This window comes from Pseudodonghicola xiamenensis DSM 18339 (genome assembly GCF_000429365.1).
GTDB lineage: Bacteria > Pseudomonadota > Alphaproteobacteria > Rhodobacterales > Rhodobacteraceae > Pseudodonghicola > Pseudodonghicola xiamenensis.
Genome location: NZ_AUBS01000031.1, coordinates 41,056 through 49,085 on the forward strand (window position 1 = coordinate 41,056; position 8,030 = coordinate 49,085).

Here is an 8,030-nt window from a genome sequence, read left to right on the forward strand (position 1 = left end):
CTGAACGGGCGGGGTGGCGACCGTACTCGCTTCCTACTTTCCCCCATACAGGCCAGAAACGGCCCCGAAACGCAAGCGGCACAATCGGATAGCCGGCCGGATAGCGGGTTGCGCTCGCCCCCAAACCCATTAGAGTCCGTCCCAGAGCTTAATCAGTTTTCCGAGAAGACCGACAAGATGCTGAAGGATACCATGCCCGCGGCAAAGCCCCGCTTGCGACCGCGCATCAACATTTCGAAGGCGGTTTACGATCCCGCCACGCAGAAGCTGACCGTGAACGGCTGGAGGCTGTATTCAGGCCAAAAGCCTCCCCGTATCGTGCTGTCGACCCCGGAGCGCGGCGAGCTGGGCGAGGCCGAGCAGGGGGGCAGGCGCGCCGACGTGTTCCGTGAGTATCCCGAATACGAGGACAAGACCCCCGGCTGGGTGTTCGAGGCGACGGTCCCCAATCTGGATCACCACAACAAGCTGCTTGCCACACTCGTCCACGATGGCGGCGAGCAGTTGTACCGCGCCCCGATCACGCTCCTGGCAACCCCGGAGGCCGCCGTCGACCACAGCCGCTTCGAGGTGACCACCTGCGCCTATGACACCGAGAGCAAGTTCCTGCGCCTAGCGGGCGAGGCATATCCCGAACTGCCGCTGCGCCGACTGCGGGTGGTGCTGGGCACCGGCCGCTCGGAAGTTATCGAAAAGGCGTTCCTGCCCTCCTCCAACACCCGGCTGAAAACTGGCGGGGTGGTCAACCAATTCGGCGGGTTCGAGGCCCGGGTCCGCTTTGTCGGCCAGGGGGCGCTGTCCGCGATCAAGGTGGTCGCCGACCTGATCGACGGCAGCGAGACCGCCTGGTCGATCGCGCCCGAGGCACTGCTCTACGACCAGCCGCTGGCCGAGATCACCAGCGCCCGGCTCGATTACCTGCGCGACCGGATCACCGTCGAGGGCTGGTATCGCAGCTATCACCCGGTCACCATGATCAAGCTGCACATGGGCAATCAGCCCTGCCATGGTCTGCCCGAGCTGCGCGAAGACGCCGAGCTGAGCCGCAAGCTGGGCTTCCGCGGACCGCTGGTGCAGCGGTTCCGCTACGATCTGCCGCTGTCCGAGGCGCTCAGCGATCCCGCCCGGCTGCCGCCCCCGGAGACGCCGTTCACCCTGACCCTGTTCAACCGGGACCGGGATATCGGCCGCTTCGAGGCCGATCCCTCCGCCGTCGAGATGGTGACCGCCAAGGCCACCAGCATCATGTTCGACCGGCGCAACTCGCTGCTGATGGTCTGGGGGGAATGCGCCCCCGGCTGCCCGCCCGAGGATGTCGCCTTCCGCGTCGCCGGCCGCCAGATCGGCGAGCCGCTGGTGCCGGTGCTGCCCGACGCCGACCCCACCGCCGAGATCGCCAGCTGGTTCATCGCCGAAGAGGTGAATTTCGAACTGGCCAAGACCCACAAGATCGAACTTGAGGTCATCAGCGGCAAGACCGGCTCCGCCGAACTGCTGCGCGATCTGCCCGAGGCGATCATCGTCAGCGCACACAAGACCATCTCCAGCCCCGACAAGGCTGGAACCGTGCAGCAGATCTACGATCACAACGTAGCCGTGCGCCAGCTGCCCGAGCCGGTGGCCTGTTTCGTGCTGCAGGGCTCGATGCTGGGCAAGGGCGGCGGCACCGCGCGCATCCGCAACATGATGCACGCGTTCAAGACCGCGGGCTATTCGGTGGCGCTGATCGACCGCACCGCGCCTTGGGAGTACATGGAGGCGCTGGAGGACTACAAGGCGCTGCGCCGGCTCTGCGACAGCCACCTGATGATCCCCCAGATCTACAAGTCGGACCTGCTGAGCTTGGCGTTGGACGACGCCCAGGGGGAGCACGCGACGCAAACGCCCGAGCAGAAGCGTCTGACCGGCTATCTGAAGCGGGCAAAGAAAGAGGGCCGGCTGCTGCCCGGGGACGGCGAAGGGCTCTATGCGCGGGTCGATTCCCATTTCAACTATGCCGCTGCCGCGATGCTGCACCGGCTGCGCCCGGATGTGGCGATCACCCAATTCGCCTGGAGCTGCGAAATCCACACCGCCCTGCCCGATGCCACCTACGGGCTGCTCGATACCCATGACGTGCAATCGGCCCGCTACGCGAATTTCGCCACCGCGCGCGAGCGCTACGGCACCGAGGCGGTTCCGTCGCTGGAAAAATTTGCCGTCGACCGCGAGACCGAGCAGAAATTCCTCAACATGGCCCCCGCCTGCATCGCGATCTCGCCCGACGAGAAACAGGTTCTGGACGACATGATCGGCGCCCGGAACACCGTTCTGGCCACCCCGTCGAGCCAGAACGAGACCTTCCTCGGCTCGCCCGCGGACAGCCGCCGGCTGCTGTTCATCGGCAACAATTACGAGGCCAACAATTTCGGCATCAAGAGCTTCCTAGAGCACAGCTGGCCGGCGATCCGCGACGCGGTCGACGGGGTGCAGCTGGATATCATCGGCAGCTGCGGCGCCTCAGTGACGGAATATGCCAACGACCAAGTCAAGGTGCGCGGCGTGGTGCAGGATATCGCGCCCTTCTACGAACAGGCGGCGCTGATCATCAATCCGGTGCTATTCGGGACCGGTATGGCGATAAAGATGATCGAGGCACTGAGCCGCGGCAAGGCGACCGTCTCGACCAGCATCGGCGCCCGCGGTCTGGAAGCTGCGGTGGAGGCCGGCGCGATCGCGGTCACCGACAGCGCCGATCTTTTCTCGGAGCAAACAATCCGCCTGCTGACCGCCTCCGGTGAGCGGGCCGGGCTGGAACAGGCAGCATATGACCATGCCCGCGTCTATCTTCGCCCGGAGATCACCTATTCCAACCTGTTCAACTTCTTGGAAACGAAACTGTTCTACTGAAGTGTTGCACACTGCGGGCGCCCGGCCTCGGGCGCCCTTGATCGCGGCAGAAACGGGCCCCCATGCTTCCTGACCTTCCCGTCACCTCCGTCAGCTACAACCATGCCGCCGGGCGGGTCAGTTTCAATTTCCGCCCCGGCTCGCTAGCGCCGGACCTATTGCTCACCTTGCTTTCCGACGATGCGGCCTATCGTGCAAAGGTGCGACAGGTGCCCGCCATCGTCGCGGATGAGAGCCCGCGCTTGGTCGGGGTGTTCGACCGCGTCCGGCTCGCCACGGTGCGCGACCGGCTATTGCTAATCGGCGCGCCGGACGGGGTACCCGCCGCCTTCAGCTATGTGCCACAACAGCACCGCCTGCTGCACTGGGACAGTGCCCCGCCCGCCCCGGGAACAGTCACCGTTCTGCTATCCTTTCCCCGCAGCGGTAGCAATTTCGTGCAGAATATCCTGCGGCGCAACAGCGAGGGGGTCGACTGCGCCAGCATCTATGCCGGCGGCTATCTGGACGCACCGCAACTGTTCCTAAAGTCCCATGCGCTGGATCCCGCCACGTTGATGGCGGAACTCTCCGGCTTGTGGAAGATCGAAACGCCCCCCGCCCGTCTCATCATTCTCGTCCGGGATCCGCGGGATATTTTTCTGTCGCTTTATGATTATGTCGCTGGGCTGCGGCGAACCGAGATCGATCCGGAACGGTTTCTGGAGACTGACTACTACTGGTATTTGTTCCAGCCCGATGTGCTCGGCATCATTCGCGATGCGGCTCACGCTGGCGCGCGTAGCGTCCTTCAGGCCTACCGCGACTGGTATCGGAGTTGGATCACCGAGGACACCGGTCAGGATGGGGCGCTGCATCTCCGCTATGAGGATCTGACCCTTACTCCCCAACGGGCCTTCGCCTCCGTTTTCGAGCTTCTCGACTTGCCCCGGCCTGCAACGCTTGCCGCGCTGGACGATCTGGTCTCGCTGAACGGGGACAGCCCCCGCCGCCGCAGTCAGCCTCAGGGCTGGCGCAGCGCCCCCGGGAAATACGCTCCCATCATCGCCGGAATCGAAGAGGCCTTGGCCCACGAAATCGCCGCGCTGGGGTACTGACACTCTCCGCCCGGGTCAGGGCAGATCCTCCTGCCAGGCCAGCAGGAACAGTTCCACCGCGCGGGCGACAGACAGGGGCTCCGCCGCTATCACTACCGGCTTCGGCACGGATTTCGCCGGAGGGAACAGATCCCCCTCGGGCCGGTCGAAATAACTGCGGGCGACCCCGGCATTGCTCTGCTCCCAGCGCTGCATGAACCGCTCGCGCCACGCCGGCGGCAGCGCCAGCTTGCCGCCCGTTGAGTTGCGCTCGAGAAAGCCGATCAGCGTCATGTTCTGACTCAGCGGATGCAGATCGCGGCCGGTCCGTTCCTTATAGGCGATCTTGTAGAGCCGCAGAAACTCGGTACACGCGGCATCCAGCCCGACATTCTGGGATTGCACCGGGGTGAACCCCTCCCTGTCCTCCACCCCGATGCACGCGAGGAAATCTTCGATCAGATCTCCGCCGACCATCCGGTCCCGGTGGAAGATCCGCGGGCGCATGTTCTCCCGGTCAAACCGCCTGGCCCACCGCTCCATGATCTCGCCATAGAAATAATAGGGGTGCGGACCCTTGAGATACTCCGAAAAGGTCTGCGTGCTGGCGCCGGTCTTGATCACCTGCTGATAGCGGCTGATCACATGGTCGTCTTGGCGGCGCAGATAGAGAACGACATGCACACGGTCAAACAACCCTTCGAACAGGGTTTGCAGCCGCCCGATCTCCTCCTCGCTCAGCCGGTAGAGCCCCTCGTCCGACAGCACCACCCGATCCAGCCCGCTGCCGCACACTTCCTCGGTGAATTGTTGCAGGAATTCGCGGCGAAACGCCTCCGGACTACTGGCGCGGTTCTTCCACGACGGTTCCTTGACCGTCTTGTCGTCATCGAATCCATAAAGATAGAGCTTGTAATGACGTTTCAGCCCGGGGCATTTCGGAACTAGATAGCCGCGTTCCGCCAATGTCTCCCGGTTCTCCTCCAGAAATTTCTGTATCGTCGTAGTTCCGGTCTTGTCCGGACCGATATGCAGGAAAAGCTCCATCCAAGGAAGACTCCTTCAGTCATGCGGCCCGCGCGCAGCAGCGCGCAGCCTCTCATCGCATAAAACGCACATAAGCCCGCCGCTTGTCCACAGCCCAGGGCCAAATTGCGTCGGAGCGGCGCGACGAAAAACGCCGGTACCGCCGCGCCCTTCTCCAGACGGGCGAGAAAGCCCCGCGCGGTATCCAGCACCTCGCGGATGGTGCCATCTATCTCGAGATAGCGATAGGTGTCCAGCCGGCCGACGAAGGTGACGTCCGAGGTCGCCTCCGCCAGCTTCACGTAGTCCGACAGCAGCGCCTTCTCCTCGACTTGGCGGATCGCGTAATAGGGGATGTCCTCAGGCTCGGCCGCGCGCGAGAACTCGCGGTAGAGCACCGATCCCTCGTGTTTCTCCGAGGGCGCGAAATGCTTGTGTTCGGTGATCCGGGTATAGGGCACCTCGACCTCGCCTTAGTTCATCACCGCGCAGCCCTGGTGATCGCCCTGATAGTGACCTGCCCCCTGCCGGTCCCCCATTCATAGCGAGAGTCTGCAGGTTAGATTTTGGGTAAGCGGTGTGCCGATCACACGGTGGCGGCGTAATTCCACGGGAGCAGGTCGTTGATCCGGCTTTGCTTGTGGCCTTGGACGATGGCGGTGAGTGTGGCAGACAGCCATGCGTGGGGGTCGACGCCGTTCATTTTGCAGGTCTCGATGAGCGAGGCGATGGTGGCCCAGTTTTCGGCTCCGGCGTCATGGCCCGCGAAGAGGGCGTTCTTGCGGTTCAGGGCGATGGGGCGGATGGTGCGTTCGACGGTGTTGTTGTCGACCTCCACGCGGCCATCGGTGAGGAAGCGGCCGAGGCCGTCGCGGTATTTGGCGATATAGGTGAGCGCTTCGCCCAATGGGGACTTAGCCGAGGCCCGGGCGCGATGGGGCGTCAGCCAGTCATCGAGGCGCGCGAGGATCGGGGCGGAGCGATCCTGCCGAACGGACAGGCGGGTGACAGGGTCACTGCCGCGGATCTCGGCCTCGATGGCGTAGAGATCGCGGATGAGGGCCACGCCTTCCTCGGCAATCGGCGCGGATCCGGTGCGGGTGATCTCGATCAGCTTGCGACGCGCGTGCGCCCAGCAATAGGCGAGCTGGATGCCCGGACCGATCCTGTCCGCTGCGATCAGGCGGTTGTATCCGGCATAGCCGTCGACCTGCAGAATGCCGCCGAAGCCCTGCAATATCCGCTCGGCATGTTGCCCGCCCCGACCGGGGGCATAGGTGAAGACCACGCCCGGTGGTGACGTGCCGCCCCAGGGTCGGTCGTCGCGAGCCAGTGCCCAGAAGTATCCAGTCTTGGTCTTTCTCGCCCCCGGATCGAGGACTGGGACACGGGTCTCGTCCATGAAGAGCTTGGTGGACCGCTTCAGGTCCGCCATCAGCGCGTCGTAGACGGGGCGGAGTTCGAAGGCAGCGCGGCCAACCCAATCGGCAAGGGTGGAGCGGTCGAGATCGACGCCTTGGCGGCTGTAGAGCTGGGCCTGACGGTAGAGCGGCAGATGATCCGCATACTTGCTGACCAGCACATGGGCGACTGTGGCTTCGGTGGGCATCCCGCCCGGGATCAGCCGCGCAGGGGCCGCCGCCTGAACCACGCCATCGGTGCAGGACCGGCAGGCATATTTGGGACGGCGGGTGACAATGACACGGAACTGGGCGGGCACGATGTCGAGCCGCTCTGAGACGTCTTCCCCGATACAATGCAGGCAGCCGCCGCAGGCGCAGGTCAGACTCTGCGGCTCGATGACCTCTTCGATGCGCGGCAGGTGTTTCGGCAATGCACCACGGTTGGCGGCACGCGGTTTGGCGGGGCGTTTGGCGGCGCGATCCTCGGCATCCTCTTCGGCATGGATCACTGCCATAGCCGTTTCCAGGTCTTCCAGCGCCAGCTCGAACTGGTCCGGATTGCTCTTCTCCGATTTCCGGCCGAAGACCGCCTGCTTGAAGGCCGCGACCAGCTTTTCCAGCCGCGCGATCCGCTCGTCCTTGCGAAGGTCGCGCGCTTCCGCGGCGATCAGCATCGCCTTCAGCGCAGCAATTTCTTCAAGCAGATCAGCGGCATTCGGCATGGCCGGGTTTTACCAAACCGCCATGGCCTATGCCTCTGGAAAGAGCACGATGAGTCATCCTGCCGCAGCCTTGAACGGCTCATTCCACGGCTTCGGGGGCCTTCGCCGCGATGGCCCGAACCCGCCGCCAATCGAGCCCCGCAAACAGCGCCTCGAACTGCGCGTGGTTCATCACCATCAGTCCGTCCTTTACCGCAGGCCAGGTGAAGCTGTGCTCCTCCAGCCGTTTGTAGGCCATCACCAGACCGGTGCCGTCCCAGTAGAGCAGCTTCAGCCGGTCCGCCTTCTTGGCCCGGAAGACAAAAACCGTTCCGGTGAACGGATCCTTGCGCAGCTCGTTCTTCACCATCGCGGCAAGGCTGTCGTGACCCTTGCGGAAGTCGATGGGCTTCGTGGCAACCATGATCCGCACCCGGTTCGACGGGAAGATCATGAGCAGGCCCGCAGCGCCATAGCCAGTTCCGCAACCCGTGCCGCAGGCGTGGCTGCGTTCAGCCGCACCGTCACCGTCCCGACGATCAGATCAATCGACGCCGTCGTTGCCGCTGCCGCGACCGCCAGCGGAGACGCCACGGGCGCTGCAAACTCTGCCCCCGCAACCTCAGGCACCACCAGCTTGCCCTTCCGAGCCAGCGTCCGCCAGGACGACAGGTGGTTGGCCTTCAATCCATGCCGACGCGCCACCTCGTTCACCGTGACGCCTGGCACCAGCGTCTCCGCCACCATCCGGCCCTTCGCCTCGTCAGACCATCGCCGCTTGGCCGCCGGAGCCGCCAGAAGCTCCACAAACCCAACGGCCTCCATACTGCGCTCCCGATGGACTCCCAAGGACACCTCCCGTGCAAATCTCCACACAAGGGCGCATCGCAGATTACGGATTCAGCAGGAAGGTGGGAGCGGAACAGCGCTTACGA

6 protein-coding genes and 1 pseudogene are annotated in these 8,030 nt (G+C 64.3%); 2 read left to right on the forward strand and 5 right to left on the reverse strand.

The genetic code is table 11. The features are described 5' to 3' along the window. Positions 1-177: 177 nt before the first annotated feature. A complete protein-coding gene (locus G455_RS0117965) occupies positions 178-2,889 on the forward strand; it encodes a glycosyltransferase family 4 protein (RefSeq protein ID WP_028094964.1) in 2,712 nt (903 codons plus the stop codon). A gap of 62 nt (positions 2,890-2,951) precedes the next feature. Then, positions 2,952-3,986 carry a sulfotransferase domain-containing protein gene (locus G455_RS0117970; protein ID WP_028094965.1) on the forward strand — a complete coding sequence of 345 codons (1,035 nt, stop codon included), beginning with the start codon at positions 2,952-2,954 and terminating at the stop codon, positions 3,984-3,986. A gap of 15 nt (positions 3,987-4,001) precedes the next feature. Here the strand turns inward: G455_RS0117970 and G455_RS0117975 are convergent, their stop codons facing one another. The 5 genes and pseudogenes from G455_RS0117975 to G455_RS26480 all read right to left on the reverse strand — a co-directional run bounded on the left by G455_RS0117975 (position 4,002) and on the right by G455_RS26480 (position 7,920). Next, complete coding sequence (locus G455_RS0117975; RefSeq protein WP_028094966.1) at positions 4,002-5,012, reverse strand: hypothetical protein; 1,011 nt, start codon at positions 5,010-5,012, stop codon at positions 4,002-4,004. Positions 5,013-5,125: 113 nt separating this feature from the next. After that, positions 5,126-5,503, reverse strand: a pseudogene (locus G455_RS26985) (UDP-galactopyranose mutase); the annotation flags it as partial. 74 nt (positions 5,504-5,577) lie between these two features. Next, positions 5,578-7,116, reverse strand: a complete 1,539-nt coding sequence (tnpC, locus tag G455_RS0117985) for an IS66 family transposase (protein ID WP_028094227.1) — start codon at positions 7,114-7,116, stop codon at positions 5,578-5,580. A gap of 79 nt (positions 7,117-7,195) precedes the next feature. Next, the gene (gene tnpB / locus G455_RS26475) at positions 7,196-7,549 is read right to left on the reverse strand and encodes an IS66 family insertion sequence element accessory protein TnpB (RefSeq protein WP_028094226.1); all 354 of its coding nucleotides are present in this window, start codon (positions 7,547-7,549) and stop codon (positions 7,196-7,198) included. Further along, entirely contained in the window at positions 7,546-7,920 is a 375-nt protein-coding gene (locus tag G455_RS26480; RefSeq protein ID WP_035366754.1) for a transposase, read from the reverse strand. The genes tnpB and G455_RS26480 overlap by 4 nt, the downstream gene beginning before the upstream one ends. Positions 7,921-8,030 lie beyond the last annotated feature (110 nt).